Raw genomic sequence first — 17,566 nt, forward strand, 5'->3', positions numbered from 1 at the left:
TCTTAGCACAAATCTGTTAGAATAGATAAATAACTAAAAAAATTGGATTTATGTAAGCCATGAAAATCAAGCCGCCAACGCAGCTTCCGACAATCATGCTGATCACCAGCTCCCGAGCCGAGTTTGGCGTACTTTACTGGTTGATAAAAGCGTTACACGCATCTGAACACTTCAATTTTGAGTTGGTTGTAACGGGTAATCACCTGGTGCCCGAGCAGGGTTATACGCTCAACGAAATTGAAGATGAGGCAATCGAGATCACTGAGTGTGTCGATATTATGCTTGCCGGCAGCAGTCGCTGTGCGAAGGCAAAATCATCGGCTCTGGGCATGATGAGCTTTGCAGATGTGTTCGCGCGTCGCGAACCGGATCTGGTAATGGTCATGGGTGACCGATATGAACTACTGGGCATAGTGTCGGCAGCTGCGCTGATGTCTATTCCGGTGTCTCACTTCTCCGGTGGTGAAATCACCGAAGGGGTTATTGATGACACTGTTCGCCATACCCTGACCAAAATGTCGCAACTACACTTTGTTTCGAACGAATCGCACCGCAACCGGGTGATCCAGTTAGGCGAGCCGCCCTCAACGGTGTTTAATGTTGGTGAGCCGGGGTTAGAAAATATACGCCGTTGCAGTACTTTGTCACAAACAGAGCTGGCAGAAAGCCTTGATTTTTCATTAGACAGCCCCTTCATTCTCTTTACTTTTCACCCAGTGCCTAAAGATGGTGCGCTGACAGGTGAACAGCAATTGACCGAGGTCTTATCTGCGCTCGATGCGCTGATGGCGACTTACAAGGTCATCATTACATTTCCAAACAATGATGAGGCCGGAGCAGCCTTTATTCCTTTGCTCAGTGCGTTCAGGCAACAACATAGCGAGCGCGTATGTTTAATTGCATCACTAGGGTTTAAACGTTATCTGTCAGCACTTAAACATTGTGCGATGGTGTTCGGAAATTCTTCAAGTGGGCTGATAGAGGCGCCATCATTTGGTAAACCCACCATCAATATTGGTAACCGGCAAGCGGGCCGCACACGCGGTGTTAATGTTATTGACGTTGAGGTCGATAAAAAAGCCATACTAAATGCAGTAGATAAGGCATCAGATCCACAGTTTCTGACGCAACTGAGCCGTGAGGTGAACCCTTATGGGGATGGTCACACGGTCGATAAAGTCCTTGAAGTATTGAAAAAAGTACAGTGGCCGATTAACTGCCGAAAAAAATTTTATGATATAGGTGCATAATGCAATACGAGTCCGTTTTTATCATCGCCGAGGTGGGCGTCAATCACAATGGCAGCCTTGAATTAGCAAAAAAGCTGATCGACGTGGCTGTTGAAGCCGGCGCTGATGCTGTCAAATTCCAGACTTTTATTACCGAAGAAGAGCTGGTGAAAAGCACGCCCAAAGCGGCTTATCAGCAACAAACCACCTGTGCTGAAGAAACACAGTTCGAGATGGTTAAAAAGCTTGAGCTGAATAAACAGCAGCACATTGAACTGATCCAATATTGCCAACAGCACGATATTGAGTTTATGTCTTCTCCGTTTGACTTGGTTAGCGTCAATTTATTGAATGAGCTGGATGTGAAGCGGATCAAGATCCCTTCGGGAGAGATCACCAATGTTCCGTTCCTCAGAGCAATAGCCGCTCTAAACAAGCCGGTCATTTTATCTACCGGAATGGCCTATCTGGCAGAGGTTGAATTTGCGCTCTCTCACCTTAAAGCTGGTGGACTGGATGAGCAGCAAATTGCGATATTGCATTGTACGTCCGAATACCCGGCAGCAATGGAACTGGTCAACCTTAATGCAATGACAACATTAAAACAACAGTTTGGTCTGCCAGTGGGGTATTCAGATCATACGCTCGGCGCTGAAGTCGCGCTGGCCAGTGTGGCACTGGGGGGGAAGATAATTGAAAAACACATCACTTTAGATAAGTCCATGCCCGGACCGGATCATGCTGCATCATCTGAGCCTGCACAGTTTAAAGAAATGGTCAGGCAAATCCGAAATGTTGAGGTGGCACTTGGCAGCGACATAAAACAGCCGACGGCGCCAGAGCTGGCGACAAAGGATGTGGTGAGAAAAAAAATCGTCGCGAGACACAGCATTCGACAAGGTGAGCAACTCACTGCTGAAAACCTAACAACCAAACGCTCGCCAGAGGGGGTGGGGGCAGAGCATTGGTTTGAGGTAATAGGCGGTATTGCAAGCCAGGATTATGACCCTGATATGCCGGTCGAGATCGGCTCACATAACCTGAGCTGAGCCGCTGCCGTCATGTTTGTTGATTTAAGCACCGCACAAGCCTGGTTTGATACGCTAGATCAGGATAAGCAATATCCAACAGCCTCACCCGAGTATATTCAGCTAGAGGCGATGCAATCCCGCGCTCGTACTGCGGTGTTTTACTTATGTATTGGGCAGGCTGAGTTTTACTATCTGGCCGGGTATCTCACACAGAGTGAGCAAGGCTTGATTGACTTTGAAACGCCCCGGGGATACGGCGGTGCGATCACCAATGTCACGGATCCTAAAAAACTGGCTCACTTGAACCAGGCGTGCATCAGTGCCTTTGCAAAGCGGGGCGCACTATGTGGCTTTATCCGCACAATTCCGGCATGGCAAAATCATCGACAGATGTCGGGAGACAGTTGGTTTGACAGGCGCACTGTGGCGATTGACTTAACCGTACCAGATCTTTTGGCCAGCTATCAGACCAGATCAAGAACGGCTATCCGTAAGTCACGCAAGGAGCATGTTTGTGTAAAACAAGCCACGTCTTTGCAGGAGTGGTTAGCGTTTTTTGAACTTTACCAAAGGCGTATGTCAGAGCTAAATGCTACACAGGAGTACCTATATGACAGGGATTACTTTACAGCCTTGTCAGGTTCAGCGCTGGCGAAACTGTATTTGGCATACCGGGATGACCAGGTACTGGCGGGATGTATTGTATTGCAGGCTGGATCTTTTGCGGAATATCACTTATCGGCATCCACAAAAGATGGTATGAAATATGCCTGTACTCAGGCATGTGTTCATTTTGCGGCACAAGCCTGTCGGGCGCAGGGGGTTAAGGTGATGCACTTGGGTGGTGGTCTGAGTAATGATGAAAAAGATCCCCTGTTCTTTTTTAAAGCGGGTTTTTCTGCTCTTCATCTGGACTTCAATATCTGTCGATGGATCTTTAACTCTGCTGCATATGAAGCGCTGAGGGCACAGTATCAAGCTGCGGGAAAACCCGTTAACAGAGTAATATTTTATAGGTGAATGGCTATGGCATGGGATGATGTATGGGAACGCGTTTTTACTTCACAACAATGGGGTAAGTACCCCGGAGAAGATGTGATCCGCTTTATTGCGAGAAATTTCTACCAGCTTGAAGATAGACGGTCCGTTAAAATTTTGGAAATTGGTAGTGGGCCTGGCGCAAACTTATGGTTTCTGGCACGCGAAGGGTTTGATGTTTATGCAATTGAAGGCTCCCCCTCGGGTGTTGAGCAGGCCAAGGCACGCCTTGATAAGGAGCTACCAGGCTGGCGTGGTGAAGTTTTGTGTGGTGACTTTAGCTCGTTGCCATACGATAGCGAGACATTTGATGCGGTAATTGATGTTGAGGCGGTGACCTGCAATCCATTTGCCGAGTCAGTGGCGATATATAAAGAAGTACACCGAGTGCTAAAGCCCGGTGGAAAGCTGTATTCAAGAACCTTTGCTAAAGGCACGCTCGGCGATGAAACCGGCGAGAAGATAAGCCATAACTGTTATCTGACGGATACCGGGCCGACGGCAGGTAAAGGGCCCACTCGGTTTACGGCTGAGGATGAAATCGCCCAGTTATTAGAACCGTTCTCCAGTTTCAGTTTCGGCGAATTGGCCCGTAGTGAAGATCAAGTGTTAATTACCAAAGAATGGTGTATGACTGCGGTAAAATAAAGAGGTACCCATTATGAACGAACCCTGGACCGATTCGCTGCTGCCATTGCCGGCAACGATGCAAGATGCGATCAAAACGCTTAATGAGTCGTCAATCAAACTCGTCTGCTTGACCAATGCACAGGCACAGCTGGTAGGAGTGATCACGGACGGGGACATTCGCCGCGCTATCGTGGCGGGTAAGGAGCTGAGTACACCCGTGACGGACTTTATGTGTACCACTCCGGTTACTTTTAGTCCACAAGACAGCCGCATCGCCCGCAAAAAAGCCTTTGAGCATCACAAATTGCTCTATATCCCTGTTTTGGGTGCGGAAAATAAAGTCATCAATATCGAGGTCTCTCAGTCATTATCTGTGTTGACACAAAGTAACACGGTATTTCTGATGGCGGGTGGTTATGGCACCCGGCTAAGGCCCTTAACGGAAGAGTGTCCCAAGCCATTACTTAAGGTAGGGACAAAACCTATTCTGGAAACTATCATAGAGAGTTTTGTGAATTACGGGTTTCAGGAGTTTAAGGTCTCGGTGCATTACCTTGCAGAGCAAATCAAAGACTACTTTAAGGATGGTAGCCAGTTTGGGGTCGATATTGGCTATGTAGAGGAGTCTAAACCGCTGGGAACAGCAGGTGCATTGAGCTTGTTACCTGCGCAGACCGATCCCCTGATTTTAATGAACGGCGACTTACTGACCAAAGTTGATTTCAAGGAGCTCCTGGCTTATCACCTTAGCGAGCAAGCGCAGATCACTATGTGCGTGCGGGAATATGAATATCAGGTTCCCTATGGTGTGATTAATGCGCAAGATAATCAGGTAAAAGAGATTGTCGAAAAGCCCATCGAGAAATATTTTGTCAATGCAGGGATCTACGTCATCTCGCCCGAAGTCGTCAATGCACTGGCCAAGGGCGGTCACAAAGATATGCCTGACCTCATCAATGAATGTCTCGCGAAACAAGAAAAAGTCGCGATGTTCCCAATTCATGAATACTGGCTCGATATTGGACGAATGGCTGATTTCGAGCGAGCTCAGATTGACTTTTTACATAACTTCTAGGCGTTATTTTGAAGGTACTTGTTTCTGGATATGGCAATATTGCAAAGCGCCATATCAATAACTTAATTTTGCTGGCTGACATCACACACTTGGTTGTGGTGCGTCGTTCAGCCGCACAACTGGACCAGCAGTACAGTTTTCCCGTGACAGTATATAGCGCTCTGGATGAGGCGCTGTCTGCTCATACGTTTGATATTGCATTTGTCTGCTCTCCGGCACCGCAGCATGCCCCTCAGGCCTTGCGGCTATTTGAACTTGGTATCCCCTGCTTTTTGGAAAAGCCGCTCTGCCAGACGCATCAGCAGGCGCAAGCTTTACTGGCACAGCACAAGCATCACCCTGTCCCAGTCATGCTGGGATATGATCTGCGCTTTACTCAGGGATATGCACAGTTAAAAAGCTTACTTCAGCAGCTTAATTTGGGCACAATCTGGCGTATTTCTGCCAGTGTCGGTCAGTATCTGCCCGAATGGCGACCGGGAAAACCCTACCAATCCTGCGTATCGGCACGCAAGTCCCTGGGTGGCGGTGTGCTCAGAGAGCTTAGCCACGAATTAGATTACTTGATTGGCTTGTTCGGGATTAAGCTCAATAAGGTTGGTGTATTGAAAACGGTTCATCCGAGTCTGGAGATGGACTGTGAGAACGAGGCTCAGATCCTGGCTATGGCGACGATTGCCGGCCAGCAGGAACAGGTTAGTACCCATGTCAGCCTGGATATGTTGTCAAGAAAAGCGTTCAGGACACTGAAAGTGAGTGGTACCGAAGGGGAACTGGTGTGGGATGCTATCGCACAAACGCTCCTTATTCATAATGGGGTTGAGGAACGTATTGTGGAGGTATTCGAAGAGGGCAATCAGCCCTACATCAGAATGATGCAAGTGTTTCTCGATAAAATTGCACACTGGCAATGCGATGATGCAGAGCTCCGTCAGGGGATTGCAGTGCAGTCACTGATCGAGCAAATCGAGCAGGAGGACGTACAAATTCATGGCTAAGATTTTTGCAGTTACATTCGCGCGAGCGGGATCCAAAGGCATTATTAAAAAAAATATTAAGCCATTAAATGGAAAACCCTTACTTGCTTATAGCATTGAATTGGCACACCAGCTTTCACAGGTAGAGGGCGTATATGTGTCAACGGACGGTGATGAGATTGCACAGGTTGCCGATAGCTATGGGGCTCAGGTGATCACACGCCCTGAAGCGCTTGCCAGCGACCAGGCCAATGAGTGGCTTGCCTGGCAGCATGCCGTGGAGTATCTGCAAGCCCATTGCAACATGCAAGATGATGACTTGTTTCTGAGTTTACCGTGCACTGCACCGCTGCGTGCCCGCGAGGATATCGAACGATTGGTAAGCCAGTTTAATGAGTCGACTTGCGATTTGGCACTGTGTGTGACTGAGTCAGCAAGAAACCCTTATTTTAATATGGTGCGTCTTGATGATGACGGACTGACATCGCTGGTGTGCGATGCAGGCCAGTTCCATCGCAGACAGGACGTGCCCTCAGTATATGACGTGACAACGGTCGGTTATTTGACGACGGCACGGTTTGTTTTAACAGCAACTGGGGTGTTATCAGGCAGCACATTAGGTGTGGTAATACCCAGATCGCATAGTATTGATATTGACGATCAATTAGATTTTGAATTTGCTGAACTATTAATAAAAAAACGGGAGCAAGCATGAGGACGATTGCACAGCTACAGGATATGCAGCACACCTGGACACTCATTACCGGCGGAGCAGGTCATGTTGGCAGAACGGCGGCTGAAACGATTCTGGAACTGGGGGGGAAGGTGATCCTGGCAGATCGCCACTCTGAGGCTCTGAACGCGGCAATAGAAGGGCAGTTCAAAGATGCGTATGCACAAAAGCGGATTATCATTCTGCGCGTAGATTTGGCGCAAAGCAGCGACATCAGTGAGATGATGCGTGAAGTAGAGACTATCACAGGAGGCACGCTGAATTGTTTGATCAACAACGCCGCGTTTGTTGGTACAGATAATCTCACCGGCTGGTGCGTGCCTTTTGCGCAGCAATCTTTGGAAACTTTTAAGGCATGTATTGATGTTAACCTAACGGCCCCATTCCAGATCAGCCAGCAAGCATGTCAGTTGATGGCGAGGTCGGAACATAAGGTAAAGTCCATCATTAATATTTCTTCGATATACGGCGTTGTCGGGCCACAAATGGACCTCTATGCCGGCACTGATATGGGTAACCCTGCAGCTTATGCTGCCAGTAAAGCGGGCCTAATGCAGCTTACCCGCTGGATGGCACCTGTTGTGGCGCCTCAGATCAGGGTTAACACTCTTTTACTGGGTGGTATTGAAAGAGGTCAGCCCGAATCGTTTAGCAAAAAATATAACAGTAAGGTGCCGCTTGATCGGATGGCGACAGAAGAAGATGTAAAAGGTGCCATCGCCTACCTTGCCAGCCAGCTGTCTAACTATATGACAGGGCAAACATTAAGTTTGGATGGAGGCTGGACCGCAGTATAAGGTGCATTCTATGTAAAGCTCGATCGTTTCGTAGCTTTTAGAAATACCTTTTAGACCTTCGTTTATCGGCCTATACTATAATATGTTTAAGACGTTATTAGAGGGCATGCTATGAAAATTGGAGGTTTGAATTCTCATTCAACTGTGCAGGCTGGGTTAGTTTCTAAAAAGCTCAACGAACAACTGGCTTCTGGTAAGAAGGTTAATTCTGCTGCAGACGATGCTGCGGCTTTGCAGATCATTAATCGTTTGACGTCTCAACAGGACGGCTACAGTCAATCTATTCGTAACGCATATGATGGTATCTCGTATTCGCAAACTGCTGACTCGGCATTATCTGGTGTGAATGATGCAGTTTCCCGGATTAGAGAATTATCGATTCAAGCCGGTAATGGGGCGTTGACAGATAGTGACCGTCAAGCATTGCAAGAGGAAGTATCGCAGCTGCAAACGCAAATCAGTGAAACGTTTGAAAATACCACGTTTGGCGGCGCACAAATTTTTGATGGTGAGTCTCGTAGTTTTCAGGTAGGTCCCGATGCTAATACTACTCAGTCGCTACAGCAGACTGATGGTGGTTTTGCCAGTGCAATATTGAGTGTGGACATATCGACGCAGGCGGGCGCACAAGCAGCCATCGATGCAGCAGATACCGTTTCTGAAGATTTAAACAGCCAACGTGCTGAGCTTGGTGCATTTGAAAATGCGGTATCTAGTACGATTCGCTCTGCGAGTAACCAACGTGAGAACATTGCGGCTAGCCAAAGTCGAATTCAAGACACCGATTACGCGCAAGCAGTGAGCGATCAAGTCGCCAACGATATTTTGTCGCAAGCTTCTATTGCTTTGCGTGGCCAAGCTAATCAGTCTGCATCATCGGTACTAGGTTTATTATAAATTAATACCAAAGTATTGATATAGAACAGCTCTAGTGGCGATTTTTTGGCGTTAATGTCAAAAAGTTGCCACTTAGGTATTGCATCCCCCTTAATCTCTCTTACAATCTAACTATTGAAAAAATTTAAGTAGATTGGTTCTCAAGCAATGGTCTTGATCTTAGATAACAACAACAAAAGAGCGATCGGATTAGGTGCGGCACTTAGTTTTGTCGGTCAAGCAAACGATGTGCTGGCCGAAGAGCATTATGAGCCCAAGATCCTTGATAACAACCAAGAACCAATTTTTGTGCTAGGCGCTTTGCAAAGCTTAACACACGAAGCACTAATAAAATCTCATCCAGCCGTCCCATTTTTATTAATAGGTGAAACGCTCAGACCACTACTTGCGTTGCCGAATGTGATAGGGCTCATCACCGAACCCTTTGGGCAAGAAGTCACGATGCAATTGCTACATGACTGTCAGCAATATTTACGTATGCTTCCAAACAAAGAGAACAAGCTACTAAATAAGAGCTTTGATGGTTTAGTTGGGGAAACCGAAGCGGTTAAAAACGTTCGTTTCTTGATTTCTCAAGTGGCTAAAACCGACGCCAATGTCCTTATTTTGGGGGAATCGGGAACCGGTAAGGAAGTGGTTGCACGTAACGTACACTTATTGTCTAAACGTGCGCAGGGACCATTTGTGCCAGTTAACTGTGGTGCTATCCCTGGGGAATTGTTAGAAAGCGAGCTTTTTGGTCATGAAAAAGGCGCGTTTACTGGCGCGATTTCAGCCAGAAAAGGGCGCTTTGAACTTGCGCAAGGCGGTACGCTTTTTCTCGATGAAATCGGTGATATGCCACTGCAAATGCAGGTGAAGTTGTTACGAGTTTTGCAAGAACGCACCTATGAACGAGTAGGGGGCACAAAGCCTATTCAGGCCGATGTTCGTGTGATTGCCGCAACGCACCGTAATCTTGAAACCATGATTGAAGACGGCAAGTTTCGCGAAGACTTATTTTATAGACTCAATGTATTCCCCATTGAAAACCCCTCTTTAAACGAGCGTGCGGAAGATATTGCGCTACTGCTAAAAGAACTAACACGTAGAGTAAATGAACAAACGGGTAATTCGGTTAAGTTTACGGATAGAGCCGTAGACAGCTTAAAGTCGCACGCTTGGCCTGGGAATATTCGAGAGCTTGCAAACCTTGTGGAACGAATGGTGATTATGTTCCCAGACAAGGTTGTCGATGTGACGGATTTACCACAAAAATACCGCTATATAGAAGTTGAAGCGTTTGAGCCTGAATATCCAGAGGAACTATTAGAAAAAGATGCGTTCAATGAACTATTTAGCGATGGTTTTAGTGACGACGAAGAGGACATGGTCGCGGAAGATTTTGCGCCGCAAGCAGAGAATGTTGGCTTACTGCCGGACGAGGGGATAGAGTTAAAAGAATATTTAGCAGAGCTTGAAATTGATTTGATCACTCAAGCTTTAGAGCGCTACGACTATGTGGTTGCTCGCGCGGCTGAAATCTTGGGCGTTCGCCGAACAACATTAGTTGAGAAGATGAAAAAGTATAATCTCAATCGTGACTGATAGTTCATCAATTACTACCGAATCAACTCAGCAAGGCCGCTTAATACGCGGCCTTGTGTTTTATTGTTTAAAGTCGAGTAAAATCCAAGTCTTGATAACTGGCAATAATGGTTTGTTTGCAAAAACAGTTATCGGCATGGTCGTTAACCATGCCGCAAGCTTGCATATGCGCATACACGGTGGTTGAACCTAAAAACTTAAACCCACGTTTTTTTAAGTCCTTGGCAAATTTGTCGCTGAGTTCACTGGTGGCAACGGCATCGTGTTTGTCACGCATGGGATTGATAACAGGCTTGTAATTAACAAATTGCCACTGGTATTTTGCAAAGCTGCCAAACTCTTGCTGAATTTCAATAAATCGCTTAGCGTTGTTTATCGTGGCTGCGATTTTTGCTCGGTTTCTGATAATTCCGTCAAATGCTAATAGCTGCTCGACATCTTGCTCTGTCATCTGGCTCACTTTGTGTACATCAAAATCGTGGAATGCTTTTCTATAGCCTTCACGTTTTTTCAAAATGGTATACCAGCTTAAGCCAGCTTGTGCAGATTCCAATGTGATAAACTCAAACAAGCTCTGGTCATCCAGTACAGGTCTTCCCCATTCTTTATCATGGTATTCAACATAATCGGGTTTGCTCTCATCCACCCAGCCGCATCGTATTGTCATTGTTGGCTCTCTTCTATCTAATTTGTGAATATGAATAAGCTAAATGATTTACTACGCCAACTACTCATTGCGGCATCACATTTGGCTTTCAAAACTCTAGCATAATGCTGTATATAAAAACAGTGTCAATAAATTGATATTGTTAGGTGTTATGTAACTCTATGTTTTAAATGAAATATAAAGTTGGATCGTTTTTTGCTTTTGTCCATTGAGTTTATTTTTAAGAGAGCGGAAAAATGGCATTAGCACATGTTATTAATCCACAATTTGTACCAACGACGAATCGCTACAATCCCTGTTTGCTGCAAGAAGCCTACGTCGGTGAGCTAAGCGACCTTAGGCAGCAGGCGAGTTGGTTAAGCCATCTTGTTGATACTATGCCTGCGGGTGTCGTGGTACTTGACGGTCAAGGTATGATTGCCAAGGCAAATCAAATCGCGATGGATATGTTGGGAGAACCACTCGAAGGTGAAAAGTGGTTTAGCGTTATTCAGCGTTCATTTCGACCACAGCAGGACGATGGCCATGAAGTCTCTCTTAAAGATGGCAGAAGAATTAAGTTAGATATAACCGCACTAACACCGGAACCTGGGCAACTCATTTTGATGACAGATCTCACCGAGACGCGCCGGCTCCAAAGCCGTGTTGCGCATATGCAAAGGTTAAGTGCGTTAGGAAAAATGGTTGCTTCATTGGCGCATCAAGTGCGTACGCCGTTATCGGCTGCGATGTTATATGGTGCAAATCTAGGTGCAGCTAACCTTCCTTCGGCTTCTCGAGAAAAGTTTCACGATAAGTTGATGTCTCGGTTAAAAGACTTAGAAAGCCAAGTTAATGACATGCTGCTGTTTGCTAAAAGCGGTGAACAACAAGTGGTTGAGCGAGTGTCAATGCAACAGTTATTGAGTGAAGTCAAAGCGGGTGCTGACGCTATGGTTGAGCTTAACCAAGCAAAGTTGGAAGCATTTTTACCTGAGCCAGATATCGAAATATTAGGTAATCGTACGGCGCTTGCAAGTGCGATCCAAAATCTGATCCACAACAGTATTCAAATAATTGGCAGTGCGGCACACATTGAACTTAATGCAGAGCGCGAGCCGTGTGGCGAGTATGTACGTATCTCAGTTGTTGATAATGGTCCTGGCATTGATGAAACCTTAGTAGACAAGTTGTTTGAACCATTTTTTACCACTAAGTCGCAGGGGACTGGGCTAGGACTTGCTGTGGTTAATTCAGTCGCTAACGCACACAAAGGGTTTGCGCAGGCAGACAATGTTGAAGGTAAGGGCGCGCGTTTTAGCTTGGTACTACCACTAATTGAGGCGGAGGAGCTATGAGTAACAGAGTTTTAGTTGTTGAAGATGATGCTGGTTTAAGAGAAGCACTCATAGATACATTGCAGCTTTCAAATATCGAGTGCGTAGAAGCAAGTTGTGCGGAACAAGCCGTTTTATTGCTAAAGCAGGAAACCTTTTCTTTGGTGGTGAGTGATGTGCAAATGGGTGCCATGAGTGGGCTTGACTTGTTAAAGACCATTAAACTCAACTATCCCGAATTACCGGTATTGATGATGACAGCATACGCGACCATTGATGATGCGGTTGAGGCGATGAGATTGGGTGCTATCGACTATATGGCGAAGCCATTTGCGCCAGAAGTATTGCTTAATATGGTTGGACGTTATTTACCTGAGAAGGAAAAAGAGACAGACGGCCCCATTGTTGCCGATCCAAAGAGTATTAAACTACTTGAACTGGCCGCAAAAGTAGCTAAGTCGGATGCTAGCGTTATGGTACTTGGGCCAAGCGGTTCAGGTAAAGAAGTGTTGGCTCGTTATATTCACGATAAATCTGACAGAGCAGACGAGCCTTTTATCGCAATTAACTGCGCTGCAATCCCGGAAAATATGCTCGAAGCGACCCTATTTGGTTACGAAAAGGGGGCGTTTACAGGTGCCATTCAAGCGTGCCCTGGAAAATTTGAGCAAGCACAAAAGGGAACGATTTTGCTTGATGAGATCACAGAGATGGATTTGGGATTACAAGCAAAATTACTTCGCGTGTTACAAGAGCGCGAGGTTGAGCGTCTAGGCAGCAGAAAAACCATTTCACTGGATGTCAGAGTGTTGGCAACCAGTAACCGCGATTTAAAAGAAGCGGTGGATGATGGGGTATTTAGAGAAGATTTATATTATCGCCTCAATGTTTTCCCGCTAGAGTGGTTGCCATTGAAGGACAGAGCAGGTGATATCGCTGTGTTAGCCGAGCATTTGTTGGTAAGACATACGCAAAAAGCAGGCAAGCCAACACCTATATTAAGCAGCGGTGCAAAGCGCAAGCTCAGTTCGCACAGTTGGCCTGGAAACGTAAGGGAATTAGACAACGTTATTCAACGTGCCCTGATTTTGTTCCAAGGTAATGAAATTCAAGAAGATGATATTTTTATCGAAAATTTCTCACCGATGGCTTTGATTGAGTCTGCACCACTTCTAAATCATGAAGCATCAGCTTTAATGGAGCGCTCTCTAGGTGAGGATGAAATCATTAGCTATAAAGATGAGTTACAGGATAAAGAACACCAAATTATTTTAGATACGCTGGCAAAGTTTAATGGTAAACGTAAAGAGGTGGCGGAGGTATTGGGTATGAGTCCTCGCACACTTCGCTATAAGCTGGCAAAAATGCGAGATTTAGGGATTGCGTTACCCGCTTAACCTAAGATACCTAAGCTTAAAAGGAGTGAGTTAGCTCATTGCTTTTCCAAACCTCAGGTTAAGCTTTATATGTCAATTAAAATTTAATTAGGTGCCTATAAAGATCAGCAGATCTTAGGCGCCTAGTTTTTACTTCTATGCACTGCCAATTTTTCGACATACTAAAAATGTTTCAAGATACTGAAAATTAACGATTTTAAGTTGGCACGTTTTCTGCTTTATTACAGGTAACTAAGAGTTATTTTGAGTAAAGCATCATGAAAGTACAATCATCAGCGCTATTTCAAGAAATGCAGGCAATGGCTGCAGAAGCGACGAGAAACACACAGCCATCAGTGCAGCCGGTTAAGACGGCGGCATCTTCATCGGCTCAGTTTGGCGATTTACTCTCAGACGCACTTAATACGGTTCATGGCTTACAACAAGAAGCGAAACAAAAAGTCACCGCTGTTGAAATGGGTGACAGAAGCGTTTCTCTTGCAGAAGCCATGATAGCGAAACAAAAATCGTCGGTCGCTTTTGAGGCAACAGTGCAAGTTCGTAATAAACTTGTTGAGGCCTATAAAGAAATCATGAGCATGCCAGTTTAATTGAGTGACTGTGGAGAGTAATCGTGGCTACTAATCAATCAACAGATCTTACGCTTTCCGATGCAGCGCTGAATAATGACAGCGGATCGGATGAGCAACAAGAGCAAAAATCAGGCTACTTCAGTGCGCTAAGCGGTGTTGATATGTTGCGCCAGGTTACTCTGGTTATTGCCCTTGCTATTTGTTTAGCAATCGCAATCTTTATTATCATTTGGGCGCGCCAGCCAGATATGCGTCCGCTTGGTAAATACCCAACAGAAGAACTCGTCGAAACGTTAGACTTTTTAGACCAACAGAAAATTGAATACCAATTAGATGGTAATACCATTTTAGTTGCTGAGTCGGACTATCAAGACATAAAACTACGCATGGCGCGTGACGGTTTTACCCAGTCTCCGAGTTCTGGCACTGATATTCTGATGCAGGATATGGGTTTTGGTGTTAGCCAACGTCTTGAAAGAGAGCGCTTAAAACATAGTCGTGAGCAACAACTTGCGAGAACAATTGAAGAGTTACAAGACGTAAACCGTGCAAAAGTGTTGCTTGCAATTCCAAAAGAAAACGTCTTTGCACGTCGCGAGAAAAAGCCCTCTGCAACCGTAGTTATTACCCTTAAACGTGGCAAAACGCTTGGCGGCGAAGAAGTTGATTCAATCGTAGACATTGTGGCATCAGCGGTACAAGGCCTGGAACCTTCACGCGTGACCGTCACCGATCAAAACGGTCGTCTACTCAACTCTGGTTCTCAAGACTCTTTAGCTGCACGCTCGAGAAAAGAGTACGAAATCGAACGTAAGCGTGAACAAGAATATCTAGAAAAAATTGATAGCATCCTGATCCCAACTGTAGGTCTTGGTAACTTTACCGCGCAGGTTGACTTAACGATGGACTTCAGTGCAGTTGAAGAAACGCAAAAACGTTATAACCCAGATTTACCTGCGGTTCGTAGCGAAACGACGTATGAAGAAAATAATATTGGTGGTTTAGCAGTAGGTATTCCGGGTGCGCTGACTAATCAACCTCCTATAAACTCAAATATCCCAGAGGTTGCAGGGCAAGGCGGTAATGGTCAAAGTGCGACACCAAGCAGTAATCAAAAAGAAGCAACCCGTAACTATGAATTAGATACTACTATTAGCCATAAACGTCAGCAAACTGGGGTTATTCGCCGGATCAGTGTGAGTGTGGCCGTTGACTACCTCGCAAAACCTGATGCTGAAGGTAACATGGCAATGGCGCCGCGTACGCAAGAAGAGTTAAATAACATCCGTCGTTTGCTACAAGGTGGTGTGGGCTTTGATATGCAGCGAGGTGATGCACTAGAGGTAGTGACGGTACCATTCGTTCGTGAAGACCTCACTGAAATGCAAGAGATACCGCTTTGGGAGCAAGATTGGTTTCAAAAGACAATCCGTCTTGCAGCAGGTACCTTAGTGATCATTGTGCTAATCTTAGCGGTAGTAAGACCTATGCTTAAGCGTCTAATTTACCCAGATGATACGCTTGAAGATTTTGATGAAGATGCGTTGACCAGTGGTGTAGATTTAGGTGACAGTACACTCGATATGCTAAATAACGAATTCGATGAGTCTGCGGTTGGCTTCTCTTCTGACGGTAGATTACAATTGCCAGACTTACATGGCGACGAGGACTTACTCAAAGCAGTACGTGCCCTAGTTGCTAACGAACCAGAACTCTCATCACAAGTTGTGAAAGCGTGGTTGACAGAAGATGACTGATCAAGAACAAAAACAATTGCCCGCAGCCTTTGACGTTGACAAGCTAGATGGCGTCGACAAGGCTGCCATCTTACTGCTTAGTTTGACTGAAGAAGATGCGGCTCAGATTTTGAAACACTTAGAGCCGAAGCAAGTGCAAAAGGTCGGTATGGCAATGGCCTCCATGGATGACCTATCTCAGGCTAAAATAGCAGCTGTGCACAATTTGTTTATCGAACAAATTCAAAGTTTTAGTACGATAGGTTTCCAATCGGAAGATTTCATTAAGAAGGCGCTAACCGCAGCACTTGGTGAAGACAAAGCGGCAAGTCTTATTGACCAAATAGTTATGGGCTCTGGTGCAAAAGGGTTGGATTCGTTGAAGTGGATGGACTCGAAGCAGGTTGCCAATATTATCCGCAACGAGCACCCGCAGATCCAAACGATTGTATTGTCTTATTTAGAGCCTGAGCAATCCGCCGAGATTTTGTCTCAGTTTCCTGAGAAAGTACGCTTAGATTTAACAATGCGTATTGCAAACTTAGAAGAAGTGCAACCTGCGGCACTACAAGAACTAAACGAGATCATGGAGAAGCAGTTCGCTGGTCAAGCTGGTGCACAAGCAGCGAAAATGGGTGGCTTAAAAGCCGCTGCAGATATCATGAATTACTTGGATACCAATATTGAAGGTCAGTTGATGGATTCAATCCGAGAACATGACGAAGAAATGTCGCAACAAATTCAAGACCTCATGTTCGTGTTTGAAAACTTGATGGATGTAGAAGACAGAGGTATTCAGGCTATTCTGCGTGAAGTACAGCAAGACGTACTGATGAAAGCAATAAAAGGTGCAGACGAATCTTTGAAAGAAAAGATTATGAAGAATATGTCCAAGCGTGCTGCTGAGATGATGCAAGATGACCTTGAGGCTATGCCTCCAGTACGGATCAGTGAAGTGGAAGCAGCACAAAAAGAAATTTTGGCAACGGCTAGACGTTTGGCTGACTCAGGCGAAATTATGCTTGGTGGCGGTGGTGGTGAGGAGTTCCTATAAACCATGGTCGATAAAAAGTTGTATAAAGGCCGCCCAGTCAGCACCGAAGCGCTGGATGAGTTATTAGAAAACTGGCCCATTCCAGATGTTACGGATAAGCCCGAAAAATTCCGCGGTCGTTCGACCGCATTCGGTACACCGCTTGAAGAGCTGTATACGAAAAAGCAGGCACACTCCGAACCTGAGCCACAAGAGCCTGAATTTCCTACTTTGACCATTGAAGAATTAGAGCAGATCCGTCAGGACGCCTACGACGAAGGAATAAAGCAAGGCCATGAACAGGGCTATATTGAAGGCTTTGACAAAGGGGTTTCTGAAGGTAAAGAAGCCGGTTATAAAGAAGGCGTAGAAATAGGTAAAGAAAAGGGACTTGAGGAAGCACAACCGCTTATTGAAGAAAGGATGAAAGCGCTATCCGCTATTCTAGATAGCATGCAAACGCCACTGAATAAGGTTGATGATGAGTGTGAAAAGCAGCTGGTAGTACTCGTCAATTTATTGGCAGAGCAGGTTATTTTTAAAGAACTCAAAACCTCGCCTGAACTCATTTTAAACGCGTTGAAAAAAGCAATGGACGCGCTGCCTGTCAAAGATCAAACAGTACGCATCCATCTGCATCCAGAAGATTTAGCCTTAGTGCAAGCCATGTACGGCGAAGAACATATACAATCACAGCATTGGCAGTTACTTCCAGAGCCGACGTTGGACAGAGGTGGCTGCGAGGTGAAGACGCCACAGTCATCCATTGATATGACGCTTAAGAACCGTATTAGCGAAGTGTTGGAATCATTTTTGCAAGATAGCGGTATAAACCAATAATACTGCACTGT

General features: G+C 45.7%; 17 protein-coding genes. 16 read left to right on the forward strand and 1 reads right to left on the reverse strand.

Going from position 1 to position 17,566, the window contains the following annotated elements; genetic code table 11:
- Positions 1–59: 59 nt before the first annotated feature.
- The 10 genes from neuC (at position 60) to NH462_RS07875 (ending at position 9,994) form a co-directional block, all read left to right on the forward strand.
- Entirely contained in the window at positions 60–1,250 is a 1,191-nt protein-coding gene (gene neuC / locus NH462_RS07830) for a UDP-N-acetylglucosamine 2-epimerase (protein WP_253105285.1), read from the forward strand.
- A complete protein-coding gene (gene neuB, locus NH462_RS07835; RefSeq protein WP_253105287.1) occupies positions 1,250–2,278 on the forward strand; it encodes an N-acetylneuraminate synthase in 1,029 nt (342 codons plus the stop codon). Before neuC ends, neuB begins: the two co-directional genes overlap by 1 nt.
- 12 nt (positions 2,279–2,290) lie before the next feature.
- Positions 2,291–3,280 (forward strand): GNAT family N-acetyltransferase, encoded by a 990-nt coding sequence (locus tag NH462_RS07840; protein WP_253105288.1) that lies wholly within the window; start codon positions 2,291–2,293, stop codon positions 3,278–3,280.
- A gap of 6 nt (positions 3,281–3,286) precedes the next feature.
- Positions 3,287–3,946 (forward strand): class I SAM-dependent methyltransferase, encoded by a 660-nt coding sequence (locus tag NH462_RS07845; RefSeq protein ID WP_253105289.1) that lies wholly within the window; start codon positions 3,287–3,289, stop codon positions 3,944–3,946.
- Positions 3,947–3,959: 13 nt separating this feature from the next.
- Complete coding sequence (locus NH462_RS07850; protein WP_253105290.1) at positions 3,960–5,003, forward strand: nucleotidyltransferase family protein; 1,044 nt, start codon at positions 3,960–3,962, stop codon at positions 5,001–5,003.
- An 8-nt stretch (positions 5,004–5,011) separates the two neighbouring features.
- Positions 5,012–6,001, forward strand: a complete 990-nt coding sequence (locus NH462_RS07855) for a Gfo/Idh/MocA family oxidoreductase (protein WP_253105291.1) — start codon at positions 5,012–5,014, stop codon at positions 5,999–6,001.
- Positions 5,994–6,695: an acylneuraminate cytidylyltransferase family protein gene (locus NH462_RS07860; RefSeq protein ID WP_253105292.1), complete on the forward strand. Its 702-nt coding sequence runs from the start codon at positions 5,994–5,996 to the stop codon at positions 6,693–6,695. Before NH462_RS07855 ends, NH462_RS07860 begins: the two co-directional genes overlap by 8 nt.
- Before the next feature lie 23 nt (positions 6,696–6,718).
- Positions 6,719–7,510 (forward strand): SDR family oxidoreductase, encoded by a 792-nt coding sequence (locus NH462_RS07865; RefSeq protein ID WP_253105308.1) that lies wholly within the window; start codon positions 6,719–6,721, stop codon positions 7,508–7,510.
- 111 nt (positions 7,511–7,621) lie between these two features.
- Positions 7,622–8,407, forward strand: a complete 786-nt coding sequence (locus NH462_RS07870; protein ID WP_253105293.1) for a flagellin — start codon at positions 7,622–7,624, stop codon at positions 8,405–8,407.
- A 147-nt stretch (positions 8,408–8,554) separates the two neighbouring features.
- Positions 8,555–9,994, forward strand: coding sequence for a sigma-54 dependent transcriptional regulator (locus NH462_RS07875; RefSeq protein ID WP_253105294.1), 1,440 nt, complete (start codon positions 8,555–8,557; stop codon positions 9,992–9,994).
- 67 nt (positions 9,995–10,061) lie between these two features.
- Here NH462_RS07875 and NH462_RS07880 read toward each other — a convergent pair whose 3' ends face one another.
- Positions 10,062–10,661, reverse strand: coding sequence for a DNA-3-methyladenine glycosylase I (locus tag NH462_RS07880; protein ID WP_253105296.1), 600 nt, complete (start codon positions 10,659–10,661; stop codon positions 10,062–10,064).
- Positions 10,662–10,897: 236 nt separating this feature from the next.
- Between NH462_RS07880 and NH462_RS07885 the strand changes: the two genes are divergently transcribed.
- From NH462_RS07885 to fliH, 6 genes are all read left to right on the forward strand, one after another.
- Positions 10,898–11,998 (forward strand): ATP-binding protein, encoded by a 1,101-nt coding sequence (locus tag NH462_RS07885; protein WP_095728221.1) that lies wholly within the window; start codon positions 10,898–10,900, stop codon positions 11,996–11,998.
- Positions 11,995–13,374, forward strand: a complete 1,380-nt coding sequence (locus NH462_RS07890; RefSeq protein ID WP_253105298.1) for a sigma-54 dependent transcriptional regulator — start codon at positions 11,995–11,997, stop codon at positions 13,372–13,374. Before NH462_RS07885 ends, NH462_RS07890 begins: the two co-directional genes overlap by 4 nt.
- A 257-nt stretch (positions 13,375–13,631) precedes the next feature.
- Positions 13,632–13,964 carry a flagellar hook-basal body complex protein FliE gene (fliE, locus tag NH462_RS07895; protein WP_010369155.1) on the forward strand — a complete coding sequence of 111 codons (333 nt, stop codon included), beginning with the start codon at positions 13,632–13,634 and terminating at the stop codon, positions 13,962–13,964.
- Between the two features lie 20 nt (positions 13,965–13,984).
- Complete coding sequence (gene fliF / locus NH462_RS07900) at positions 13,985–15,703, forward strand: flagellar basal-body MS-ring/collar protein FliF (protein WP_096040862.1); 1,719 nt, start codon at positions 13,985–13,987, stop codon at positions 15,701–15,703.
- Positions 15,696–16,736: a flagellar motor switch protein FliG gene (gene fliG / locus NH462_RS07905; RefSeq protein ID WP_010369151.1), complete on the forward strand. Its 1,041-nt coding sequence runs from the start codon at positions 15,696–15,698 to the stop codon at positions 16,734–16,736. The genes fliF and fliG overlap by 8 nt, the downstream gene beginning before the upstream one ends.
- Before the next feature lie 3 nt (positions 16,737–16,739).
- Positions 16,740–17,555 carry a flagellar assembly protein FliH gene (gene fliH / locus NH462_RS07910; protein WP_010369149.1) on the forward strand — a complete coding sequence of 272 codons (816 nt, stop codon included), beginning with the start codon at positions 16,740–16,742 and terminating at the stop codon, positions 17,553–17,555.
- Positions 17,556–17,566: the final 11 nt, after the last annotated feature.

This window comes from Pseudoalteromonas sp. OANN1 (assembly GCF_024124685.1).
Lineage (GTDB): Bacteria > Pseudomonadota > Gammaproteobacteria > Enterobacterales > Alteromonadaceae > Pseudoalteromonas > Pseudoalteromonas piscicida.